This window comes from Sporosarcina beigongshangi (assembly GCF_033485195.1).
Classification (GTDB): domain Bacteria; phylum Bacillota; class Bacilli; order Bacillales_A; family Planococcaceae; genus Sporosarcina; species Sporosarcina beigongshangi.
On record NZ_JAWLIR010000023.1, the window covers coordinates 1 to 23935 of the forward strand.

23 protein-coding genes are annotated in these 23935 nt (G+C 39.8%); 15 read left to right on the forward strand and 8 right to left on the reverse strand.

Annotated features, from left to right (window positions below; all coding sequences use genetic code 11):
• Positions 1-194 (forward strand): hypothetical protein (locus tag R2B77_RS11345; RefSeq protein ID WP_322555697.1); only part of this gene is annotated, 194 nt, incomplete at its 5' end.
• A 12-nt stretch (positions 195-206) separates the two neighbouring features.
• Here the strand turns inward: R2B77_RS11345 and R2B77_RS11350 are convergent.
• From R2B77_RS11350 to dnaA, 7 genes are all read right to left on the reverse strand, one after another.
• The gene (locus R2B77_RS11350; protein ID WP_203248263.1) at positions 207-1313 is read right to left on the reverse strand and encodes an HD-GYP domain-containing protein; all 1107 of its coding nucleotides are present in this window, start codon (positions 1311-1313) and stop codon (positions 207-209) included.
• Between the two features lie 118 nt (positions 1314-1431).
• Positions 1432-3930, reverse strand: coding sequence for a DNA gyrase subunit A (gene gyrA, locus R2B77_RS11355; protein ID WP_203248264.1), 2499 nt, complete (start codon positions 3928-3930; stop codon positions 1432-1434).
• 30 nt (positions 3931-3960) lie between these two features.
• Positions 3961-5883, reverse strand: coding sequence for a DNA topoisomerase (ATP-hydrolyzing) subunit B (gene gyrB / locus R2B77_RS11360; RefSeq protein ID WP_203248387.1), 1923 nt, complete (start codon positions 5881-5883; stop codon positions 3961-3963).
• A 70-nt stretch (positions 5884-5953) separates the two neighbouring features.
• Positions 5954-7078, reverse strand: a complete 1125-nt coding sequence (gene recF / locus R2B77_RS11365; RefSeq protein WP_203248265.1) for a DNA replication/repair protein RecF — start codon at positions 7076-7078, stop codon at positions 5954-5956.
• Entirely contained in the window at positions 7068-7307 is a 240-nt protein-coding gene (gene yaaA, locus R2B77_RS11370; RefSeq protein ID WP_212391685.1) for a S4 domain-containing protein YaaA, read from the reverse strand. The genes recF and yaaA overlap by 11 nt, the downstream gene beginning before the upstream one ends.
• A 166-nt stretch (positions 7308-7473) precedes the next feature.
• Positions 7474-8610 (reverse strand): DNA polymerase III subunit beta, encoded by a 1137-nt coding sequence (gene dnaN / locus R2B77_RS11375; protein WP_203248266.1) that lies wholly within the window; start codon positions 8608-8610, stop codon positions 7474-7476.
• A 165-nt stretch (positions 8611-8775) separates the two neighbouring features.
• The gene (gene dnaA, locus R2B77_RS11380) at positions 8776-10125 is read right to left on the reverse strand and encodes a chromosomal replication initiator protein DnaA (protein WP_203248267.1); all 1350 of its coding nucleotides are present in this window, start codon (positions 10123-10125) and stop codon (positions 8776-8778) included.
• A 502-nt stretch (positions 10126-10627) separates the two neighbouring features.
• Between dnaA and rpmH the strand changes: the two genes are divergently transcribed.
• The 11 genes from rpmH (at position 10628) to R2B77_RS11435 (ending at position 20952) form a co-directional block, all read left to right on the forward strand.
• Positions 10628-10762, forward strand: coding sequence for a 50S ribosomal protein L34 (gene rpmH, locus R2B77_RS11385; RefSeq protein ID WP_179392742.1), 135 nt, complete (start codon positions 10628-10630; stop codon positions 10760-10762).
• Between the two features lie 110 nt (positions 10763-10872).
• Positions 10873-11217, forward strand: a complete 345-nt coding sequence (rnpA, locus tag R2B77_RS11390; protein ID WP_203248268.1) for a ribonuclease P protein component — start codon at positions 10873-10875, stop codon at positions 11215-11217.
• 125 nt (positions 11218-11342) lie between these two features.
• Positions 11343-12107: a membrane protein insertase YidC gene (yidC, locus tag R2B77_RS11395; RefSeq protein WP_203248269.1), complete on the forward strand. Its 765-nt coding sequence runs from the start codon at positions 11343-11345 to the stop codon at positions 12105-12107.
• Positions 12104-12850, forward strand: a complete 747-nt coding sequence (jag, locus tag R2B77_RS11400; protein ID WP_203248270.1) for an RNA-binding cell elongation regulator Jag/EloR — start codon at positions 12104-12106, stop codon at positions 12848-12850. The genes yidC and jag overlap by 4 nt, the downstream gene beginning before the upstream one ends.
• Before the next feature lie 221 nt (positions 12851-13071).
• Positions 13072-14457 carry a tRNA uridine-5-carboxymethylaminomethyl(34) synthesis GTPase MnmE gene (gene mnmE, locus R2B77_RS11405; protein ID WP_203248271.1) on the forward strand — a complete coding sequence of 462 codons (1386 nt, stop codon included), beginning with the start codon at positions 13072-13074 and terminating at the stop codon, positions 14455-14457.
• Positions 14458-14602: 145 nt separating this feature from the next.
• Positions 14603-16492 carry a tRNA uridine-5-carboxymethylaminomethyl(34) synthesis enzyme MnmG gene (gene mnmG / locus R2B77_RS11410; protein WP_203248272.1) on the forward strand — a complete coding sequence of 630 codons (1890 nt, stop codon included), beginning with the start codon at positions 14603-14605 and terminating at the stop codon, positions 16490-16492.
• 41 nt (positions 16493-16533) lie between these two features.
• On the forward strand, positions 16534-17250 hold the full coding sequence (rsmG, locus tag R2B77_RS11415; RefSeq protein ID WP_203248273.1) for a 16S rRNA (guanine(527)-N(7))-methyltransferase RsmG: 717 nt from the start codon (positions 16534-16536) through the stop codon (positions 17248-17250).
• 312 nt (positions 17251-17562) lie between these two features.
• Entirely contained in the window at positions 17563-18444 is an 882-nt protein-coding gene (gene noc / locus R2B77_RS11420; protein WP_203248274.1) for a nucleoid occlusion protein, read from the forward strand.
• Between the two features lie 129 nt (positions 18445-18573).
• Positions 18574-19335, forward strand: coding sequence for a ParA family protein (locus R2B77_RS11425; RefSeq protein ID WP_203248275.1), 762 nt, complete (start codon positions 18574-18576; stop codon positions 19333-19335).
• Entirely contained in the window at positions 19328-20167 is an 840-nt protein-coding gene (locus R2B77_RS11430) for a ParB/RepB/Spo0J family partition protein (protein WP_203248276.1), read from the forward strand. The genes R2B77_RS11425 and R2B77_RS11430 overlap by 8 nt, the downstream gene beginning before the upstream one ends.
• Before the next feature lie 77 nt (positions 20168-20244).
• Positions 20245-20952, forward strand: coding sequence for a DUF554 domain-containing protein (locus tag R2B77_RS11435; RefSeq protein WP_203248277.1), 708 nt, complete (start codon positions 20245-20247; stop codon positions 20950-20952).
• Here the strand turns inward: R2B77_RS11435 and yyaC are convergent.
• Positions 20947-21504: a spore protease YyaC gene (gene yyaC / locus R2B77_RS11440; protein WP_203248278.1), complete on the reverse strand. Its 558-nt coding sequence runs from the start codon at positions 21502-21504 to the stop codon at positions 20947-20949. The genes R2B77_RS11435 and yyaC overlap by 6 nt on opposite strands.
• Before the next feature lie 79 nt (positions 21505-21583).
• On the opposite strand from yyaC, the gene R2B77_RS11445 reads away from it, so the two are divergent.
• The 3 genes from R2B77_RS11445 to ychF all read left to right on the forward strand — a co-directional run bounded on the left by R2B77_RS11445 (position 21584) and on the right by ychF (position 23910).
• Positions 21584-22438 carry a mechanosensitive ion channel family protein gene (locus R2B77_RS11445; RefSeq protein ID WP_203248279.1) on the forward strand — a complete coding sequence of 285 codons (855 nt, stop codon included), beginning with the start codon at positions 21584-21586 and terminating at the stop codon, positions 22436-22438.
• A 23-nt stretch (positions 22439-22461) separates the two neighbouring features.
• Positions 22462-22662 carry a DUF951 domain-containing protein gene (locus tag R2B77_RS11450; protein ID WP_203248280.1) on the forward strand — a complete coding sequence of 67 codons (201 nt, stop codon included), beginning with the start codon at positions 22462-22464 and terminating at the stop codon, positions 22660-22662.
• Positions 22663-22809: 147 nt separating this feature from the next.
• Entirely contained in the window at positions 22810-23910 is a 1101-nt protein-coding gene (gene ychF / locus R2B77_RS11455; protein WP_203248281.1) for a redox-regulated ATPase YchF, read from the forward strand.
• Positions 23911-23935: the final 25 nt, after the last annotated feature.

Consider the following 23935-nt stretch of genomic DNA (forward strand, 5'->3'; position numbering starts at 1 on the left):
CAACAACTAATTTCAATTTCTTTGTCGTTGTTTTCTTTATGTCGGATGCGCAACGTTTATTACTATATCACCCTACCATTTCAAATGCAACACTTATTTCAAAATGTTTTTCAATACCTACAACAGTACTTAAACAATCACCCCGCAAAGCTTTAATAGCTACTCTGCGAGGTGATGATTTTTGTCAAATTTAATTTAAACACATCCTAAATCAATACCTTCCCTACAGCAATATGACGATTAGTCGTAAGGTCTAGGATAGTCCCGTCTACACTTTTCTTTATCATTGGGCGTAATCTTGCATCTCGGTGAACAAATACAACTTCTCCGACATCACCATTTGTCAGTTGAACTTTTGTGCCGATTGATAGATTGCCTACTAAATCGAGTAATGCTTGAACAACCTTAATATCGAACTTCCCAAACTCTTCTTCTTTTATCATCTCAATCACTTTAAATGGAGATTCCTTAGCACGGTGAATCCGTTCAGATGTCATCGCATGGAAAACGTCCGATACTGCGAGGATCTGTGAAAACACAGACACTTGCCCCATTTTGTCGCCGCGCGGATAACCACTTCCATCAAGACGCTCATGATGCTGCAAAATAGCCAACTTCATCTCCTGACGTAGCAAAGGCGTCTCCTGAATCATCTGATAGCTATATATTGTATGTTTTTTCACTTCATTAAATTCAACTTTTGTCAGAAACGCGGCTTTTTCTGTAATGGATGTATCGATTTTGGCCATTCCGCAGTCTGCAAGAACACCCGCGAGACCAAGTTGCAACACCTGTCCTTTTGGAAATCCCATCTGTCCACAAATGGCAGATGCTAATATTCCAACAGCAATGGAATGGTGATACAAATAATCATTTGGTTCCGAAAGGTCGTTTAAAATGGTTAACATTTTCTTTTGTTCGATAAAAGTCTCTAGCAAAGGGATTGCGATTGAACGAACTTTTGCAACATCAGGACGTTGACCTGCCCGCCATCCGATAAACTCTTTTTTATAATTTTGAACCGATTCACTGTACTGTGTTTGTAAGTCTTGGCGTTTCATAGGGATTTGAGTAAGAATATCATCTGGATCCACTGGATTTTCATGATCAATTTCAGGAACTTTTTCTCTCTTCACAACAGGGCGTTCATGAATTTTAACTTGTTTCACAGCAAAGATTTGTAAGATTTCTAAATGATCGGAAGAAACGACTGTGTCTTTTCTAACAATTGGGTAGATGGTGTTTGCGAATATGTCCTCACTTATTACAAGGCCAGGACGTAAATCATCTATCTTAATATATGTTTCGGCCATCCAGGTTCCCCTACTTTCACCTCATAGTACCTTTTATCATACTCTAAAAATTGCAAATAGACGATAAAAAAAGTTATTGAAATGACTGATGCGGTCATCTCAATAACTTTTCTCATGCTTAAGACTCGTTATCTGCTTCGCTTTCTTCGACTGGGTTGTCGTTCTGCTCGGCCTCTTCTTCTATTTCCTCTTCTTTTTCAACTTTGGCAACAGTCGCAACAAGCTCGTCTTCTCCAAGTCGAATGAGACGCACTCCTTGTGTACTTCGCCCAATAACAGAAATATCTTCAATATCCATACGGATCAAAATACCATGGATTGTAATTAACATCAGATCTTCTGTACCATCTACCGTCTTCATTGCGACAAGTTTACCATTACGCTCCGTGACGTTTAATGTTTTTAATCCATAACCGCCTCGTGATTGGATACGATATTCATCTTCTGGCGTTCGTTTTCCGAAGCCTTTTTCTGTTACCACTAGGATTTCATCACCTTCGTGCACGATATCCATGCCGATTGTAATGTCGCCCTCACGTAGACGAATACCGCGGACACCTCCGGCTACCCGGCCCATAGAACGGATGTCTAGCTCATTGAATTTAATCAACATACCATCCTTTGTTCCAATAGCGATATTGTCATCGCCACCAGTCATTTTGACGCCAATTAATTCATCATCGCCACGTAACGTTAGTGCAATCAATCCATTTGATCGGATATTTGCAAACTCCGTAATAGGGGTACGTTTGACAATACCATTGCGAGTTGCAAAGAATAGGTATTCCTCTTCCTTAAACTCTGCTACTGGGATCATAGCCGTTACTTTCTCATCTTTATCTACACCTAACAAGTTGATGATTGGTAACCCTTTAGCAGTCCGGCTAAATTCAGGCACTTGGTAGCCTTTCGTACGGAACACACGGCCTCTACTTGTAAAGAACAGGATAGTGTCATGCGTTGATGTATTCAAAAGATGCTCAACGAAGTCATCATCATTCGTTCCCATCCCTTGTATACCGCGACCACCACGACGTTGACTTCGATAAGTATTGGCTGGTAAACGTTTAATATAACCGTTATGTGTGAGTGTCAACACTGAATTCTCAACTGGAATTAAATCCTCGTCCTCAATCATTTCAGCGCCGCCTAATGTAATTTCCGTTCTACGTTTATCCTCAAAACGGGTTTTTACTTCGAGCAGTTCCTCACGTATAATTTCGAGTAATTTCATTTCATCAGAAAGAATCGCACGAAGCTCTGCCATTAAGAGCTGCAGTGCTTCATATTCACTTTCAATTTTGTCCCGCTCAAGTCCTGTTAAACGCTGGAGACGCATATCAAGAATAGCTTGTGCTTGACGTTCGGATAAATCAAATTGTTCCATTAACCCTGATTTCGCTTCATCCGTTGTTTTAGATCCGCGAATTAAGGCGATGATTCTATCAATATTATCGAGTGCGATGCGCAATCCTTCTAAAATATGTGCGCGATCTTCTGCTTTTTTCAAATCATACTGTGTTCGTCTACGAATCACTACTTTTTGGTGTTCTAAATAATGATATAAAATTTCTTTTAATGCCAGTACTTTTGGTTGACCATCGACAAGTGCCAGCATGTTAATACCAAAACTAGATTGTAATGCAGTTTGCTTGTATAAATTATTCAATAATACATTGGCATTTGCATCACGGCGTACTTCAATAACGATACGCATACCTGTACGGTCTGATTCATCTGCTAAATACGTAATACCATCGATTTTTTTATCTCGTACTAATTCTGCAATTTTTTCAATTAATCGCGCCTTATTTACTTGGAACGGTAGCTCACTGACAATAATCGTTTCTCTACCATTCGACTTCTGTTCAATTTCAACTTTACCGCGAATAATGACAGAGCCTTTTCCAGTTTCATAAGCCCTTCTAATTCCACTACGACCAAGTATAATCCCACCTGTTGGGAAGTCAGGACCCGGTATAATTTCCATTAATTCTTCTGTCGTAATAGCCGAATTATCCGCCAATGCTATAACAGCATCAATCGTTTCCCCAAGATGGTGCGGTGGAATATTCGTTGCCATTCCGACTGCAATTCCAGTTGTTCCGTTGACAAGCAGGTTTGGGTAGCGGCTCGGTAAAACAACCGGTTCTCTTTCCTGCCCATCGTAGTTATCTTGATAATCAATTGTATCTTTATTGATATCGCGAAGTAGTTCCATTGCGATACGGGACATACGTGATTCCGTATATCGCATCGCCGCTGCCCCATCACCGTCAACTGAACCGAAGTTCCCGTGACCATCGACAAGCATATAGCGATAGTTGAAATCTTGCGCCATCCGTACCATTGTCTCGTAAACAGCACTATCACCATGTGGGTGGTACTTACCAATAACGTCCCCGACGATACGTGCGGACTTCTTATGTGGTTTATCGGCGGTATTCCCTAAATCCTGCATTGCATACAAAATACGGCGGTGGACTGGTTTCAAACCATCCCTTACATCAGGGAGGGCACGTGAAACGATGACACTCATTGCATAGTCAAGGAATGAAGTCTTCATTTCCTTACTAATGTTGATGCCTTGGACACCACGTTTCGGCATATCTGCCATGTTGTTAGACTCCTTTCAGCTCAACGTTCCTCAAGTATCTATATTTGTAACATACATTGCATTATCCTCGATGAATTTACGACGTGGTTCAACATCGTCTCCCATCAAGTCCTGGAACGTTAAATCTGCATCAAAGGCATCTTCTAGTTCAACTTGCAGTAATGTACGTTGTTCTGGATCCATTGTTGTATCCCATAATTGAGTTGCATCCATCTCTCCAAGACCTTTATAGCGGGTAATAACAGGTTTAGGTGTAGACGGCATCCGGCCAATAATTTCTTCAAGCTCTTCTTCCTTATAGCAATACTCTTCGACTTTTCCTTGTTTCACGCGATAAAGCGGCGGCTGAGCGATATAGACATAGCCTGCCTCGATAAGTGGTCGCATGAAGCGGAAAAAGAAGGTTAGCAAAAGTGTACGAATATGCGCACCATCGACATCTGCATCGGTCATAATGACCAGTTTGTGATAGCGTGCTTTCGAAAGGTCGAATTCTTCTCCGATACCGGTTCCGAGTGCTGTAATCATCGCACGGATTTCTAAGTTACCTAAAATGCGGTCAAGACGCGCTTTTTCAACATTTAAGATTTTACCTCGTAGCGGAAGTATCGCTTGGAAATGACGATCTCGTCCCATTTTAGCCGAACCACCCGCCGAGTCACCTTCAACGATGTACAATTCGCTGATTTTAGGATCGCGTGATGAACAATCCGCTAACTTCCCTGGCAAGCTAGATACTTCGAGTGCAGACTTACGACGCGTAAACTCACGTGCATTTTTTGCTGCAATGCGTGCACGTGCTGCCATGAGGCTTTTTTCAATAATTTGTTTTGAAGTCGTTGGATTTTCAAGTAAGAAACGTTGGAAGCCTTCTGAAAATAGCGAGTTTGTAATTGTACTCACTTCAGAGTTTCCAAGTTTCGTCTTCGTCTGTCCTTCAAACTGTGGATTCGGGTGCTTGATGGAAATAATAGCCGTCAATCCTTCACGAACATCATCACCTGATAAGTTCGGATCCGCTTCCTTCAGTGCTCCATTTTTCCGAGCATAATCATTGATAACACGTGTAAGTGCCGTCTTGAAGCCTGATTCATGTGTTCCGCCTTCGTACGTATTAATATTATTCGCGAATGAAAACAGGTTTTCTGCGTAACCAGCATTATATTGCATAGCAATTTCGATTGAAATGCCATCTTTTTCACCTTCGATGAAAATAGGTTCCTCATGTATAGGTTCTTTATTTTTATTCAAATGTTCGACGTAGGACTTGATACCGCCCTCGTAGTAATAATGATCACTTCGTTTTTCATCTTCACGCTCATCCGCTATCGTTATACGTAGACCACGATTTAGGTAAGCAAGCTCACGCAAGCGATGTGCCAAAATGTCAAATTCATATACCGTTGTTTCAGTGAAGATTTCTGGATCGGCTTTGAAGCGGATTCTTGTACCCGTTTCATCGGTCTCGCCAATGACATTCAATTCTTCTACTACATCGCCACGTTCAAACTTGATGTAATGTACTTTACCATCAAGTCTGACAAAAACCTCTGTCGTTTCAGATAAAGCATTGACGACAGATGCACCTACTCCGTGTAACCCACCTGATACCTTATAACCGCCACCGCCGAATTTACCTCCAGCATGAAGCACGGTCATAATAACTTCAACAGCTGGACGTCCTGTAGATTCTTGCGTCCCAACCGGAATTCCACGACCGTTATCGTCAACACGTATCCAGTTATCTTTTTCGATTGTCACTTCGATATGATCACAGTATCCTGCAAGCGCCTCGTCAATACTATTATCAACGATTTCCCATACAAGATGGTGAAGTCCTCTTGAACTAGTCGTCCCGATATACATACCCGGACGTTTGCGGACAGCCTCAAGTCCTTCTAAGACTTGGATCTGATTCGCATCATAAGCTGTCTGCAACTCTTTCTCTTCCATTGCCAAACTGTTCACCATTCCTTTCTGAACGTCTAACATCTATCACTTTTCATACTTTGTAAAAAATTGATTACTTTTCTTCTTTTCTAGCTACTGTACCTGCCGTTACTTCAAAAATATCTGCCTGGCGAATCGTCTCATGGTCAATCCCCGCAACGTTTGTCGTTGTAACAATCGTTTGAACTTGTCCTTGAATTGTATTCAAAAGATGCGATTGCCTATAATCGTCAAGCTCAGACAACACATCATCCAGAAGAAGTACAGGCGTTTCCCCGACTTCTTGCTTGACAAGCTCAATTTCAGCAAGTTTAAGGGACAGTGCCGTCGTCCGCTGCTGCCCCTGTGAACCATAAGTCTGAATATCATATCCGTTTACAAAAAAGTGAAGATCATCTCGATGTGGTCCGACCAATGTCATCCCACGTTCTAACTCGCGACGCCTTACTTCCAGCAACTTCTGACCTAATATAGACTCCATTTGTTCTACAGTCTGTCCCGAATCAAACTCTTTTAGTGTTGCATAAGTAATTTCAAGTGATTCAATCCCACGGGAAATTCCATTATGGATAGGTTCTGCCCATCGCTGTAAAAGCTCCATAAAATAAAAACGTTTACGAATAATTTGTACAGCTACTTGAATATACTGCTCTGTATAAACATCAAACATGACATCTTTCAAATCCAATTTGCCCCGGTTATCTTTTAAGATAGCATTTCGTTGCTTCAGAATTTTTTGGAATGTTAAAAGGTCATGCAAATAAGTTGGTGAAATCTGACCAATCTCCATATCTAGAAATCGTCTACGTACTTGGGGACTTCCTTTGACAAGATTTAAATCCTCTGGTGCAAACATGACTACATTCAATTGCCCAACGTATAGGCTCAAGCGATTTTGTTCAAGATGATTGACACGCGCCTTTTTACCTTTTTTTGATAAAATCAACTCTAATGGCAGTTTGCCATATTTTCGTTGGATGTCCCCTTCTATTTTACCATATTCTTGGTCCCAGCGTATTAATTCTCGATCATTAGAGGTTCGATGAGATTTTGCCATAGAAAGTACATAGATTGCTTCCATCACATTTGTCTTGCCTTGTGCGTTTTCACCAATCAACACATTGATATGTGGAGAAAACGTTAAGTCAAGTGCTTCGTAATTGCGGTAATCGGTTAATGCAAGCCGTTCAATGTACATCCGGTTGCTCAGTTAAGATGTCATGTATTTTAAATTTGCCAACACCAGGAACATTAATTACGTCTCCATGGCGTAATTTTTTACCTCGGCGTTGCTCTGCTTCACCATTGACATAAACAGTATGTTCTTCCAAAAACCATTTAGCCATACCACCAGAACTGATTGCATCTGTCATTTTTAATAATTGACCTAATGTTATGTACTCTGTATCAATTGTCAGGTTTTCCATCAGACCCTATCCCTTCGCAAATTAGTCTATCCCTCTATTTTAGCTGATTTTCGATTGTATATCAATTACAGCCGAGATGTTATTGCGTCCAGTTTTCGAATTAGACGTAAACCTGTAATGAAAAAGATAAAAAAGGATAGTCAAATATTTGACTATCCTTCAATATTTAATATGTCCGAACGGGAAGAATTAACTGCAAAATCGATTCATCATCCACCGATTTTAAGATGAAAGGTCGCATAGCTCCTGTAAATTGAATGGCCACATCTTGACCATCAATTGCCTTCAATGCATCCATCATATATTTAGCACTAAAAGAAATTTTTAGTGCTTCTCCAGTAATATTAATTACCTCTACTAGTTCTTCAACCTTTCCAACTTCAGGTGAGTTGGATGAGATTTCAATAACTTTTCCTTCATCTGCTGAAAATCGGACAATATTATTTCGTTCCTCACGTGCTAAAAGGGAGGCTCTGTCAATCGCTTGAAGCAGAAGACGTCCGTTTATTGTTACTGTCGTTTTATATTCAGAAGGGATTAGTCGAGAAGTATCTGGATAATTCCCTTCCAGTAAGCGTGAATAAAATAAAACATTACGTGTTTTAAATAATACTTGTTGATCTGCAATAACAATATCCACAAGTTCGCCAGTATCAGGCAAAATTTTATTTAATTCCTGCAAGCTTTTTCCTGGTATGACGACACTAAAAGGAACTTCTGGCATTTCTTCAGGTACAGTTAGCCTTCTTGCCAATCTGTGGCTATCTGTGGCAACGCAAGACAATCCCCCGTCTTTTGCTTCCCAAAGAACGCCTGTTAATATCGGTCTTGTTTCTTGTTGTGATACCGCAAAGACAGTTTCACGGATGATAGATTTCATCAAATCTGCTGGTAATGAAAATAGATATTCATCTTTTACTTCAGGCAATACTGGATATTCATCTGCATCTGATCCAATGAGATGAAATTCTGTTTTACCAGATTGAATATGTGTTTGAAGTCCATTAACAGCTTCAATAGTGACATCATTTGTTGGTAGTTTACGTACAATTTCGCTGAAAACTTTTGCTTGTAATACAATACTTCCTTTTTCGATGACGCGAATGATTTGTTCACCATTTTCTTCAGCAGCAATGAATGTACAAATTGTAATATCAGAATCACTACCTGTCATTGTAATTCCTTTATCATCCACATCGATTTTTACACCTGTCAAAATAGGATTGGTTACTTTGTGACTGATCGCTTTCATCACATCACTTAAACCATCAATCAGTCGATCTCTCATGATTTCAAATTTCATTCTATACCCTCGCTTATATAATATTAATGTTTAATAAATTAGTAGTAATAGTAGTAGGGGCTGTGGAAATGTGTATAAGTCCAATATTCTTCGTCCTATAAAGGTTTTCCACATGTGTATAAACTGTTCATGACTATGCACACCTTATTCTACGTTATACACAGGTCATCCTCTTCCAAGTACATTGCGTATATCTTGTACATCCTGTTGAAGAGCTTGATCGTCTTTCAACATTTTCGATATTTTTTCATGGGCATGAATCACAGTTGAGTGATCTCGTCCACCAAATTCAGATCCGATTTTAGGCAAAGAGGAGTCCGTCAATTCTCTAGACAAATACATAGCGACTTGTCGTGGGAATGCAATGGATCTTGTTCTTTTCTTAGCGGTGAAATCCTCGAGACGAATATTGAAGTGTTCTCCAACTGCTTTCTGGATGTCTAAGATGGTCACAGTACGAGGCCTTGAATTAGGTATGATATCTTTTAATGCTTCGGCAGCTAATTCTGTAGTAATATCCGTATTCACTAAAGATGAAAAGGCAACAACACGTATTAGTGCTCCTTCGAGTTCACGTATATTGGAATCGATTTGGTTTGCAATGTATAGCATGACTTCATTCGGGATATCAATGAGTCCATCTGCCTTGGCCTTTTTACGCAAGATCGCTATCCGCGTTTCAAGATCCGGGGGAGCTATATCTGTAATAAGACCCCATTCAAAGCGTGATCTAAGCCGATCTTCCAATGTTGGAATTTCTTTCGGTGGTCGATCACTTGAAATAACAATTTGTTTTGACTCTTCATGTAACGTATTGAATGTGTGGAAGAATTCTTCCTGGGTTTGTTCTTTTCCTGCAAGGAACTGAATATCATCTATTAAAAGTACGTCTACATTCCGATAACGATTGCGGAATTCGACAGCTTTGTTATCCCGGATTGAGTTGATGAATTCATTTGTAAATTTTTCAGATGAAAGATAAACAACCTTAGCTGCCGGGTTTTGTTCGAGGACATAATGTCCAATAGCATGCATTAAGTGAGTTTTGCCAAGTCCGACGCCACCGTAGATGAACAATGGGTTGTAGGCTTTTGCGGGCGCTTCAGCTACTGCTAGTGATGCGGCATGAGCAAAGCGGTTACCTGAACCAATAACGAATGTATCGAATGTGTATTTAGGATTGAGCATACCAGGTGCCGTTACTGCTGGAACTGTTTCAATCGGTTTCACAGTTGGTTTAGGGACCATAAAATCATTTTCTACCATATCTTCTGGAACGACAAACTGAATGATACGATCTTCACCAGTCAGTTCAGATAAGATGCCGGTAATTAGATGTACATAATGAGTTTCAAGCCATTCTTTTGCAAAAGAATTTGGTACGGCTATAGTGACGTTTTCTTCGCCATACGACATGAGTTTTGTCGATTTGAGCCAGGTTTCAAAACTGGGCCTTGAAATTTTCTGCTCAACTTTCGACAATACTTCGCTCCATAATTCTTCTAAATGTTCCAATCTCTTGCCTCCTTTACAAAGAAAATAAACACTGAAGATATGTATTATACACAGTTTTCACGGTTGTGGATAACAATTATACAAAAATGTTGAAAAAATTATCCACAACCTATCAACAATTGTGGATAACGGAAATATTATAAAATTATGTGCACAACAAAATCCATCTCATTGTAACAGGAAATGAGATGGATTACAAGGTTCTTTCTGACTTATCCACAATACTAGCAAACGTGGAGGAAACCTTTATCCACAGGCTTTAATATGTGAAAAACATGTCGATAAGCGATGTGGATAAAAAAATATAAAAAAATAGTATACACATTATCGTCGCCAATTATTTGAAGAAGATGTGGATAACCTATTATATAAATGTAGCGCTAAATTTAGATATGAATGCAGTGTCTGATAAAAAAAGGTTGACTTTTACCGTGAAATACGGATATAATGTTCAAGACTGTCACGTAGTAAACAGACAATCACGCAGGAGGTGTCTTAAAAAATGAAACGTACATTCCAACCAAATAAACGTAAACGTAGTAAAGTTCACGGCTTCCGTGAGAGAATGAGCACGAAAAGCGGACGTAGAATCCTTGCAGCCCGTCGACGCAAAGGAAGAAAAGTACTTTCAGCATAAGGCCACTGCCTCAGTGGTCTTTTTTTCTATTGAAAATCAATTACCCTACTTATCAAAGTAGGGACTTTAGCTGAAGCAGTTAAATTTAAGTGGCGAAGCAGGTGCACTTTGTGAATAAACGTCAACGAATAAAGAAGAATGAAGAATTTCAACAAGTATTTAAAAAAGGGAAATCTGTCGCCAATCGACAATTCGTTGTGTATTCCTATAAGAAGGAAGAGCAGCAACAATTCCGGATTGGTCTTTCCGTTAGTAAAAAAGTTGGAAACGCAGTGACACGAAACCGTATTAAACGATATATCAGGCAGTCTTTCTTGGAAATGAAGGACGAGCTACGAAACGATATGGACTATGTTATCATCGCCAGACATCAGGCGGCCACACTCGATTTTCATGAAACAAAAAAGAGCCTACAGCATGTTTTTCGGATAGCACGTGTGCTAAGGAAGAAGTAGAAGGATATAACTGAACATGATAAACTGAAATTATTGGCTGTAATTGCAATGGCTTGGCTAACAAGACAGCTAGAATTCGATTAGTCTTCTATATAAAAGAAAAGATATGATTTGGGGGAACCAATTTGAAAAAGAAGGTAGCATTACTTTTGATGCTGACGGCATTATCGGTATTCCTTGCGGGATGTTCTGACTTCAATCAACCGATTTATGCAGACAGTGAAGGATTTTGGAACAAATATATTGTTTGGCCACTTGTTTCGTTAATAACACTATTCAAAGATATTTTGGGGACTTACGGATGGGGAATTGTTTCAGTTACAATTATCATTCGCCTTGTTTTACTTCCATTAATGATTAAACAGACGCAAAGTTCTAAACGAATGCAAGAAGTACAACCTGAATTAAATGCATTAAAAGAAAAATATAAATCAAAAGATGCTGTGACGCAACAGAAGTATCGTGAGGAAATGCAAAAAATAATGTCGGAACGAAAAATCAACCCGGCAGCAGGTTGTTTACCGGTTATTATCCAAATGCCAATCCTTTTTGGTTTCTACCATGCAATCAGTCGTATGAATGTTACTTATGATATCGGTAAATTCCTCTGGTTTGAGCTGGCAGCACCAAGTATTACACTAGCTGTAATTGCCGGACTTATGCAGTTCGTTGTATTACGGACAGGCCCAGCGATGGGGAACCCTCAAATGAAGGTAATGATGTATATCATGCCATTCATGATCATGATTTTCGGTTCATTCCTGCCCGCTGCACTTGCACTTTATTGGGTAATCGGGAACATCATTTCAGTAATCCAAAATATCTTCATTTACAAACCATTTAAGAAAGAAGAAGTGGTACCTGTAAAAGTAGGAGGGAAACGAAAATGACAAGGATGACGCGAAGGGGAGCCACAGTTGAATTGGCGATCTCGTCAGCATTAGCAGCACTCGGTGTTACACGAAACGAAGTTGAGGTTCAAGTAATCGATCAAGGGAGAAAAGGATTTCTTGGTTTTGGTGCAAAAGAAGCTGAAGTGAACGTAACAATGATACATGTGGACGAACCTTCCGTCCCTGAAACACCCGAAACGACATTAAGTGACTTGAAACAAGAAGTTATTGTCGACTCTATTCCTGCTAACGTGGAACAACAAGCTCCTGTTGAAAAATTATCTGATGAAGTAGCGATAGAAGAGACAGAACGCTATTTACAGCAAGTTGCCGTGGGAATGGGAATTACAGATATTCAAGTGCGTCATGAAGTTGATGGAAAATATGTTAACTTTCAATTGGAAAGTGCCAAAGCAGCCTTACTAATTGGTAAACGAGGACAAACTTTGAATGCACTTCAACAATTATCCCAACTTGTAACAAATAAGTCGGCAAACCAATTCAAAGTTGTTCGGGTAGATGTCGGAGATTACCGTGAACGTCGTGAACAATCACTTGAACAGCTTGCTGATCGTATGGCTGACAAAGCAGTGCGTACGGGTCGTAAAGTACAGCTGGAGCCAATGCCATCTTATGAAAGAAAAGTGATTCATAATGCTTTGTCGAATCGCTTAGATATTGAGACGTATTCAGAAGGTAGCGACCCATTTAGGTATCTTGTCATCGAAGCTATTCGCTAAATAAATCATTTCTCGCAAGGACGCATTTGTCTTTGCGAGTTTTTTATTTCGCCAAAATCTAGGTTGTCGTGACTTTTGTCGAATGAAGATAAACTTATCCACATATTTTCGATTCTCATGCTAGAAGGATAGGTCATTTTGTGATACTATATTATGTTAGATAGTCATGTCCGGAAATGGTTTATCCACATGTGAATAACTAAGCTAGGAAGGTGAAGAATGTGCATTTTGATACAATAGCCGCCGTTTCAACTCCGATGGGAGAAGGTGCGATCGCCATCGTCAGACTCAGCGGAGACGAAGCTATTCAAATAGCAGATCGCATTTTTCGTTCTCCGTCGGGAAAGAAGTTAAATGAAGAACAATCACATACTATCCATTACGGCCATTTGGCAAACCCTGCTACAGGTGAGGTTGTTGAAGAAGTAATGGTTTCTCTTATGAAGGCACCGAAAACATTTACGAGGGAAGACGTTGTAGAAGTGAATTGTCATGGAGGACTTGTAGCAGTCCAACGGGTGCTCCAACTTGTTTTGAAAGAGGGTGCTAGGCTTGCTGAGCCTGGTGAATTTACAAAACGTGCATTCCTCAATGGAAGAATTGACTTGTCACAAGCTGAGGCAGTCATGGATTTGATCCGTGCGAAAACGGACCGAGCGATGAATGTCGCGTTAAATCAGATGGAAGGAAAGCTGTCGCGGTTGATTGGCGATTTAAGACAAGCACTTCTTGAAACGTTGGCACAGGTAGAAGTGAATATCGACTATCCTGAATATGATGACGTCGAAGAAGTAACAATTCCTCTGATGATTGAAAAAGGAACATGGGTGAAAAATGAAATAGATCAATTATTGCGCACCTCATCTCAAGGGAAAATCCTTCGAGAGGGGCTGTCTACTGTTATTGTAGGTAGACCGAATGTTGGTAAATCCTCATTATTAAATAGCCTCGTACAAGAAAATAAAGCAATTGTAACTGACATAGCAGGGACGACGCGTGATATTATTGAAGAGTACGTCAATGTGCGAGGTGTTCCACTGCGTCTTGTCGATACGGCTGGAATCCGTGAAACAGAAGATATCGTGGAACGGATTGGTGTTGAAAGATCGAGACAAGTACTCAAGGAAGCGGATTTAATTTTACTTGTCCTTAATAGTTCAGAAGAGCTTTCCGTTGAAGATGAGCGCCTTTTTGAAGCGATTTCGGGGATGGATGCCATTATTGTCATTAACAAAACCGATCTTCCGCCAAAAATTGATTTGGCGAAAGTTAAGGAGCTCTCGGGCAATGGAAAACTTGTGACTACTTCCCTTTTGAAAGATGAAGGGATCGATGAGTTAGAAGAAGCAATTGCCGGACTCTTTTTCGAAGGAAACTTAGAGTCAGGCGATTTCACATATGTATCCAACGCAAGACATATCTCTTTGCTACACAATGCAAAGGCTACTATAGAGGATGCTATAAGCGCAGCAGAAGCTGGTGTCCCAGTTGACATGATACAAATTGACGTCACACGGACATGGGAAATTCTCGGTGAGATTATTGGAGATACTGTCCAAGAAAGTTTAATTAACCAGTTGTTCGCACAATTTTGCCTCGGAAAATAACAAATTAAATGAGGGTTCAAAAAGGAAGATGAAAAGGGCCGAGGAGGGAAGGTGGTCTAAGGCCGCGACGACTGCATGACTTACTTCCTGTAGGCTCAATTTTCACGGGATCTTTTGAACAATCTAAAGAAAGAAGGAAAAGAACATGCCACAATTTGAAGCAGGCACGTTCGATGTTATTGTCATTGGGGCCGGTCATGCCGGTGTTGAGGCGGCATTATCCGCTGCCAAAATGGGTGCATCGACGCTTGTACTAACTATGAACCTTGATATGATTGCTTTTATGCCTTGTAATCCGTCACTCGGGGGTCCTGCAAAAGGGATCGTCGTACGCGAAATCGACGCACTTGGCGGTGCGATGGGGAAAGTAATCGACAAAACACATATCCAAATGCGGATGTTGAATACAGGAAAAGGACCTGCTGTTCGTGCGCTTCGAGCACAAGCTGATAAAGTTCTTTACCAACAAGAAATGAAGCGCCTTCTCGAAGAACAAGACAACTTAACGCTCCATCAAGGGGTTGTAGAAGAACTGATTGTCGAGGATAATGAAGTAAAAGGCCTAATTACTCAAGTAGGGGCAGTGTATCGTGCGAAAACAGTAATTGTTACAACGGGTACGTTCCTACGAGGGGAAATCATCATTGGGGACTTGAAATATTCAAGTGGACCAAATAACCAAATGCCTTCGATAGGACTAGCAGATAACATCCGAGAGCTTGGATTCGATATGGTCAGATTCAAAACAGGTACACCACCACGCGTCAATAGTCGAACAATTGACTATAGCAAAACGGAAATTCAACCAGGTGACGATGTACCGCGTGCTTTCAGCTTTGAAACGACTGAATTCATCATGGATCAGTTGCCATGCTGGCTGACGTATACATCACCAAGAACACATGAAATTATCAATGAAAACTTGCACTTATCACCAATGTATTCAGGTGTAATTAAAGGAAAAGGGCCGCGTTATTGCCCGTCTATTGAAGATAAAATTGTGCGCTTTGCTGATAAATCACGTCATCAGATTTTCTTAGAACCCGAAGGTCGAAATACAAAAGAAGTATATGTCCAAGGATTATCAACAAGCTTACCTGAACATGTTCAAAGACAGCTCATTGAAAGTGTTCCAGGGCTAGAAAAAGCTGAAATGATGCGTGCTGGCTATGCAATTGAGTATGACGCAATCGTTCCAACACAACTATGGCCGACCCTTGAAACGAAAAAAATACGTAATTTGTATACAGCAGGGCAATTGAATGGGACGTCTGGTTACGAAGAAGCAGCTGCACAAGGAATTATGGCAGGGATTAACGCAGCTTCACGTGCTCTTGGGAAAGCGGAGTGCGTTCTAGGACGTGCCGATGCTTATATAGGTGTTCTGATTGACGATCTCGTTACAAAAGGAACAAGCGAGCCCTACAGGCTTCTGACATCACGTGCTGAGTACCGACTATTATTGCGTCATGACAATGCGGATCTACGTTTAACGGAAATCGGTTATGGGCTTGGAATGATTAGCGAGGAAAGATATGCAGCGTATCTTGCGAAGAAACAGCATATCGAAGAAGAAATTACTAGGTTGCGAAAAGTATCGATTAAACCGGATGAACATGTGCAAGAAATCATTCGTGAAACAGGCGGAACAGAGCTAAGAGAACCGATGAAAGCGGCGGACCTTTTGAAACGTCCAGAGATCAATTATAACCAAATTGAGCGAATGATACCTTCAAGTGAAAAGAAATCTGAAGAAGTTGAAGAGCAAGTGGAAATTTTTATTAAATACGAAGGATATATTGAAAAATCAATGCAACAAGTTGATAAAATGAAAAAAATGGAAAACAAGAAAATACCAGAGAACATTGATTACAATGCAATAGCGGGTATCGCGACAGAAGCCAAAGCTCAGTTGAGTGAAGTCAGACCTTTATCCATCGCGCAAGCATCTCGTATATCCGGCGTTAACCCAGCTGATATTTCAATACTTCTCGTTTATATTGAACAAGGGAAAATTGCCAAAGTATCTAGCTAAACTATAGTTTTACGCTTTTCTTTAAAAGGGGGAGTTATTAATTGAATGAAGAGCAGTTTGTACAAGCATTGAAGGAACAAGGAATTGAATTGAATGAAACACAAAAAACTCAATTTGCTAGGTATTTTGAACTTCTAGTTGAGTGGAATGAAAAAATGAACTTAACAGCTATAACAGACGCTCCATCAGTTTATTTGAAGCACTTCTATGATTCAATTTCTGCTGCTTTTTACGTTGATTTAAGTGGACGAAGCACAATTTGTGATGTAGGTGCAGGGGCTGGTTTTCCAAGTATTCCTTTGAAAATTTGTTTCCCAGACCTTGAGGTGACAATTGTAGATTCTTTGAACAAACGGATTGGATTTTTAGGGGCTTTAGCAGAGGAACTTCAACTGACCAATGTCCATTTTGTTCATGCGAGAGCAGAGGATTTTGGACAAAACCCTTTATATCGTGAAAAGTTTGATATTGTTACTGCGCGTGCAGTCGCTCGATTGTCTGTGCTTGCTGAATTATGTGTGCCTCTCGTCTCGGTTGGTGGAATTTTCATTTCTATGAAAGGTGCGGCTGCGGACGACGAGCTTGCAGATGCGAAAAAATCACTTGCCATTCTCGGTGCTACCATCAAAGAAGAACACTCATTCAAACTACCAGTTGAAGATAGTGAACGGAATATCTTTGTTTTTGATAAAGAAAAGAGAACGCCTAAAAAATATCCACGTAAACCAGGTGTGCCAAACAAGACGCCTATTCAATAAATTACACCTCGGCGTAATTTAGTCCGGAGCTTTTTGAGCTTGCTCAAAAGGCTCCACTAAAAAAACATGACATCTGCTGAAGGCTTTATCTTCGTTCAGCAGGAGCTTGAACACCTACCGAACAGGAAAATAGGATGCATTTCGCTACCTATAGGGTGGGGCCATTCTGCAGCTGACGCTTCGCTTTCAGTACAAACCTATTGGCTGAATGAAGATAAACTGTTTCACGTGGAACATATTTAAAGAGGATAAATTTTCCCTGTGACGAACTAAGTTAATATAGGGAGTAGTCTTGAAAAGGTGGTGCCGGGAATGAAAAGTCCTTTTTCACGTTTTTTTGGAACTGGTGATAAGGAAATGGAGATGGAAATAGAAGTAGGAATGGATTCATTAGAAGTCAGTAATAATCATCAAGAGCAGATCGAGCAAGTAAAGATTGAGTCTATCAAACCGAATAAATATCAGCCGCGTACAGTTTTTTCAGAAGAAAAAATTGAAGAACTGGCGCGGACGATTCACATCCATGGTGTCATTCAACCAATCGTTGTTAGACGGGTTGACGATGCATATGAAATTATAGCTGGAGAACGAAGATATCGTGCAATGAAAAAACTTGGGTGGTTAGAAGTTCCAGCAATCATTCGAGAGCTCGATGATAAAGAAACGGCATCAATTGCATTAATTGAAAACTTGCAGCGTGAAGAGTTGACAGCTATTGAAGAAGCATTTGCTTATGAAAAGCTTATTGAACTCCATTCGTTAACACAGGAAGCATTGGCACAAAGGCTTGGAAAAGGGCAATCAACGGTTGCAAATAAACTTCGACTTTTAAAATTACCCGAAGAAATTAAAAATGGGATATTAACAAAAGAGCTTTCTGAAAGACATGCAAGGGCGTTAATACCTTTGAAAGATAACGAATTGCAGTTACAACTTTTCAATGAAATTATCGAACAGCAGTTAAATGTCAAACAGCTTGAAACGAGAATCGAACAGTTACTAAATCCTGAAGAGCCAAAAGAAAAGAGAAAAGCTCCTAGAAGGAAATCGGTCAGTAAAGACGTGCGAATTGCAGTTAATACGATCAGACAATCTTTGGTGCTCGTAACGAAAAGTGGTATTGATGTGAAAACCGAAGAAGAGGATTCTGAGGATTTTTATACAATTACGGTACGAATTCCAAAGAAAAAGTGACAAAGAACTCTTGCTTAGCAAAAAGCAGGAGTTTTTTTACTACACTTATCCCCACTTACAATGGTTTTTTTGATAGACTAGAAGTTAGAATAAATTGAAACTTAATGAGCAGGAAAGCGGGTGCAGGCTTTGGGTAGAATTATAGCGATTGCCAATCAAAAAGGAGGCGTCGGAAAAACAACAACATCCGTAAATTTAAGTGCTTGTCTTGCACATATAGGAAAGAAAGTTCTCTTGATTGATACTGATCCACAAGGAAATGCAACAAGTGGTGTAGGTGTGAATAAAGGGGAAGTTCAAAAATGCATTTATGACATTTTAATTGATGATGTTGCGATTAAAGAGGTTATTCGGCCAACAAAAGTGGATAATCTAGATATTATACCGGCTACTATTTCGTTAGCTGGAGCAGAAATTGAATTGGTGTCAACGATTTCAAGAGAAGTGCGGATGAAGCACGCAATACAGGAAACAAAGGAATTGTATGATTATATCATCATTGATTGTCCACCATCGCTTGGACTATTAACAATCAATGCGTTAACAGCATCGGATTCAATTATTATTCCGGTCCAATGTGAATACTATGCGTTAGAAGGTTTGAGTCAGCTTTTAAGTACCATTCGACTCGTTCAAAAGCATTTAAATGACGGATTAATGATTGATGGTGTCTTATTAACAATGTTTGATGCACGAACAAATTTAGGTATTCAGGTAATAGATGAAGTGAAAAAATATTTTCAAGATAAAGTGTACAAAACAATCATTCCACGAAATGTACGATTAAGTGAGGCACCGAGTCATGGAGAACCGATTATTACTTACGATCCAAGATCTCGAGGAGCCGAAGTATATTTAGATCTGGCAAAGGAAGTGGTACACAATGGCTAAAGGCCTTGGCAAAGGTTTGAATGCTTTATTTCCTGGGGAGTCACTGGAAAAGGCTGAGTCTGTTGAATTTATCCATGTGAAAAGTATAAAAGCTAATCCATATCAACCGAGGAAAGTATTTGACGAAAATGCAATCCAAGAATTGAGTGCATCAATTAAAGAACATGGTATACTTCAACCAATCATTTTGAGGAGAACGGGTACGACATATGAAATCGTTGTAGGAGAAAGACGTTTTCGGGCAGCACAAATGGCTGGACTTGAAGAAGTACCTGCAGTTGTTCGTATATTAACCGATGAAGAAACAATGGAGTGGGCGATTCTTGAGAACTTACAAAGGGAAGATTTGACGCCTATTGAAGAAGCTGAAGCCTATTTTAATCTTATGGATGCGCTGAATCTTACACAAGAGCAGCTGGCTTTTAGATTAGGTAAAAGCAGACCCCATATTGCAAACCATGTTCGTTTGCTCTCTTTACCTGAGAAAATCAGAAATTATATTTCTGAAAGTAAATTATCAATGGGGCACGGACGGACATTGCTTGGACTTCGCAAGAAAGAACAAATTCTTTTAGTAGCAGAACAAATACTGAAAGAAGGACTTAATGTTCGGCAACTTGAAAAGCTTGTTCAAAAAATGAATGATGATGTTCCACGTGAAACAAAAAAAGAGAAAAAACAAGATTTGTTTTTAGCTGAACGCGAATCAAATTTACGAGATTACTTCGGTACAAATGTAACGATTAAAAAGTCTAAAAATAAAGGTAAAATAGAAATTGAGTTTTTCTCAGAAGACGATCTGGAGCGCATTCTTGAATTATTGAATGAGTAAATACATACCTATTTTGCGGAATGTGCAAAATAGGTATTATTTTTACTGTATTTAGCTTAGCGAATGGAAGTGGGATTTTGGTTTTATTCGGAACGATTGTAAATGCATTACTAATAGTTATAGGCGCTTTCATCGGTAGGTTTTTACACAACATACCCGAACGAATGAAAGAGACCGTCATGTATGGTATCGGGCTAGCAGTTGCAGTGATTGGTATACAAATGACATTTGAAAGCACACAAATTTTGATTGTAATTATAAGTATTGTCATTGGAGCAGTTTTTGGTGAATGGATGGATCTGGATGCGAAAATAAACGAGCTTGGGCAGTGGATGGAAAGTAAAATGCCAAAAAATAAAAAAGGCCCTGGAATTGCGCAGGGATTTGTCACTGCAACGCTTATTTTTGTAGTTGGTTCTATGGCGATCATCGGTGCAATAGACAGTGGGCTAAGAAATGATCATGATGTACTCCTTATGAAAGGAATTATTGATGGATTTACATCTATTATTTTAAGTTCAACATTGGGTATTGGTGTTGCCTTTGCTGCTGTTCCAGTATTTTTGTATCAAGGCATTATCACGTTATTTTCAACACAAATAAGCCGTTTCGTACCGGATGAATTACTTAGTTTCTTCATTTCAGAAATGACGGCAACAGGTGGCTTAATGATTTTAGCGATAGGATTAAATTTAATAGGCCTAACCAAAATAAGAGTCGCCAATCTTATTCCAGGTATTGTTGTAGTGGGAGTTATAGTGACAATTGTGCATATATTTTTATGATTTATAACGGTTGTATGCGAGCTGTAAGGCTTTAGCAATAATACGACTCATTTCGAATGGTAGATGCAGTCTCGTACTTTGTAAAACAGCATGTTCCATGAAGCCGGCAATATTGACGATGCCTTTTACTGACAAGTCACCGACAGGAGGTAATTCTTTACCGACAGCTTTACCTGGATGGATAGGACCGCTATGAAGAAGCAATTGTCCAACGGAACTACCTTGTCCGAGGCAAGCGTCAATGGCAACGATGAAAGCAGAAGGGTTATCCAATTGTGTTTGGTGAATATGGTGCTGAAGATTGAGAGCGTGTAATGGATTCTCTAGCGTACCAATAATGGAGAAAGGGAATATTACTGACTCGGAAAGAGCAGAGCCTGTTAGCGGCCCTAGTGCATCTCCTGTAGAGCGATCTGTTCCGATACAGAAAAAAATGATCTCATGTGAATCAAAGGGGATATGTTGTAGGAATAATGAGCTTAGTTTCCACACCACATTCTTTTCCTTATAATGGATTCTGAAATCCGTTGTTGAAGAAAGAGTAGCTTTCATGAAAAAACTCCATTTCTTTTTTTATAAGCTAGTCTACGCTTGAGAACGTTTAATTATACGGACGGAGGGGATTTTTGAATTGGAACAAGTTTTAGAAAAGGTAGGGAAGTTATTATTCAGTGAAAAGACATGGAGTGATCTTGGTGAGATTTCGCTGAAGATATTATTAATCGTTATTCTTTCAGTTGTCGTTATTAAAATAGGGAAAATGATTATTCGCCGCGCTTTTCAAGTTAAATTGAAAAGTCCTTTACGTCGCTCAGAAAGACGAGAAGAAACGCTCCTTAAGTTATTGGAAAATACGCTAACCTATGTTATTTATTTCTCAGCAATTCTTGCTATTTTAGGCGAATTTAAAATTGACGTAAAAGGGTTACTTGCAGGCGCCGGTGTACTCGGCTTAGCGGTAGGTTTCGGTGCACAAAGCCTTGTCAAAGATGTGATTACCGGATTTTTTATTATATTTGAAGATCAGTTTTCAGTAGGCGATTATGTGAAAATCGGCTTGGCAGAGGGCATTGTTGAAGAGATTGGGTTACGTACAACGAAAATTAAAAGCTTCACCGGAGAAGTTCATATATTGCCGAATGGAATAATCAGTCAGGTAGTCAATTATTCAATGAAAAATTCGCTTGCTATCGTAGACGTGACAATACCTTTCGATGTCGGCGTAGAAAAAGTTGAAAGTTTAATAAGACAATATTTAGTACAACTACCGAAGGAGAATAATGATTTCATTCAGGCTCCGAAATTATTGGGGGCACAGGACTATACGGAGACTGCAGTAATTGTACGTATTATTGCGGAAACAAAACCAATGTTACATTATGATTGTGCAAGGGCGATTAGTACAGGACTTAAAAGTTATTTCGAGCAGCAAGGCATTGATATTCCTTACCCAGCATTAGTAACGAAATCATTTGCGAATCTGTAGAGTAGAAAGGGTGGGTGTTTGTTATGGAACGTAAGGAGTACGGTCTGAACGATGTTGTGGAAATGAAGAAGCAACATCCATGTGGAACGAACGCATGGAAGATTATTAGAATGGGCGCAGATATTCGTATTAAATGTGAGGGCTGTGGGCACAGTGTCATGATTCCACGTAATGAATTTTCAAAAAAGATGAAAAAGATTCTGGTAAAAGCGGAATTAGAATAATAAGCTACCTAGACTCCGAGTATCCAACGCTTTTCTTCGCCTTAATGGACAACTGGGCCTACTGTCCTTATAATGGAAGAGTTGCATATAAGAAAGTATGACTGAATGAATGGATAGATAACATACAAAGGAAAGGTTGTGGAACGAATGGCGTTAACAGCTGGAATTGTCGGTCTTCCGAACGTAGGGAAGTCGACGCTATTCAATGCGATTACTAAGGCAGGGGCAGAGGCGGCGAACTATCCGTTCTGTACGATAGACCCAAACGTGGGAATTGTTGAAGTACCTGATGAAAGACTTAAAAAGTTGACGGAGCTTGTCACACCGAAAAAAACAGTACCAACTGCATTTGAATTTACAGATATTGCAGGGATTGTTGAAGGAGCAAGTAAAGGTGAAGGGCTAGGGAATAAATTCCTTATGCATATTCGCGAAGTAGATGCCATTTGCCAAGTAGTTCGTTGTTTCGTCGACGAGAATATCACGCATGTATCTGGTAAAGTCGATCCAATCGATGATATTGAAATCATCAATCTTGAATTGATTCTTGCTGATATGGAAGCTGTAGAAAAGCGATTGGCTCGCGTTTCTAAAATGGTGAAGCAGAAAGACAAAGTTGCGATGGCAGAAGAACCGATTTTGATTAAACTAAAAGAGGCATTTGAAAATGAAAAGCCTGCTCGCTCGGTAGACTTCACGGATGAGGAATTTGTCCTTGCAAAAGGGATGAACCTGCTGACGATTAAACCGATGCTCTATGTCGCTAACGTTTCTGAGGACGAAATTGCAGATGCTGACAATAACGAGAATGTTAAAATTGTTCGTGAGTTTGCAGAAAAAGACAATGCACAAGTTATCGTTGTTTGTGCAAAGATTGAAGAAGAGATGGCTGAGCTTGAGGATGAGGAGAAAGAAATGTTCCTTGAAGAGCTTGGTATTAAGGAATCAGGTCTTGATCAACTGATTAAGGCGTCTTATGACTTGTTAGGCTTTGCAACGTATTTCACAGCGGGTGTACAAGAGGTACGTGCGTGGACGTTCCGTAAAGGGATGAAAGCACCACAATGTGCAGGCATCATCCATACGGACTTTGAACGTGGTTTCATCCGTGCTGAAACGGTTGCTTATGATGATCTCGTTGCAACAGGTTCAATGGTTGCAGCAAAAGAGGCTGGAAAAGTACGTCTTGAAGGAAAAGAATATATCGTTAAAGATGGCGATGTTATGTTATTCCGCTTTAACGTCTGATCATTCGATCATAATTGCAAAAGCC